Origin of the sequence: Candidatus Merdisoma sp. JLR.KK006, from assembly GCF_036941035.1 — a bacterium.
In the GTDB taxonomy this organism is placed as follows: Bacteria; Bacillota; Clostridia; order Lachnospirales; family Lachnospiraceae; genus Laedolimicola.
This window is the reverse complement of the sequence record NZ_JAYMNS010000093.1, coordinates 1-605: the sequence shown is the minus strand read 5'-3', so window position 1 is coordinate 605 and position 605 is coordinate 1. Positions and strand designations below refer to the sequence as shown.

At 37.4% G+C, this 605-nt stretch carries 1 protein-coding gene and 1 pseudogene; both read right to left on the bottom strand.

Annotated elements, in window-relative coordinates; translation table 11 throughout:
• Nucleotides 1–237: pseudogene (locus VSQ61_RS22735) on the bottom strand (hypothetical protein); the annotation flags it as partial.
• A 52-nt stretch (nt 238–289) separates the two neighbouring features.
• Nucleotides 290–605 (bottom strand): hypothetical protein (locus tag VSQ61_RS22730; RefSeq protein WP_334346585.1); only part of this gene is annotated, 316 nt, incomplete at its 5' end.

Genomic DNA, 605 nt, shown 5'->3' with positions numbered 1-605 from the left:
GGCATCATAGGTGAACGTCGTCTTGTTGCCGTTGGCATCCACGGCGGATACCGGGCGGTTGTTTTTATCGTAGGTGTAAGTGAGGGTGTAGCCCTCTGCGTCCACCATCTTGATTAGGTTGTCGTTCTTGTCATAGGTGTATTTTACATAGGAGTTGTCCTCACTATAACGCTTGGTGACACAGCCCATAGAATCATACTCGTAACGCACCTTGTAGGTGGTTCCTTCACCTGCCAGCTTGTTTGCCGCTGTGGTTATCTGGCTGATGGTTTAGTATTAGTATTGAAAATCACTTAGCAGATAATTGCTTAAGCAGTTTACATCCATATGAATATAATGTACTTTTTTTATCCATTCCGATATCTAAATAATAGCCTAGGTATGTACTTTTATCTACTGCAACTGTAAGGATTGTTGCTTTTGACTTTAAAACAATTTCTCTTACTATACTATTGCTTGAATATTCTTTGATAATATCTTTATTTTTATCATCAACTTCATCCATATAAATAATTAAGAGAAAACAAATATTTGTACCCTTTTTACCCATTGACTCAAAATTTTCCACTTCCCTTTGTATTGCATGTTCCACCTCATTATTTTCA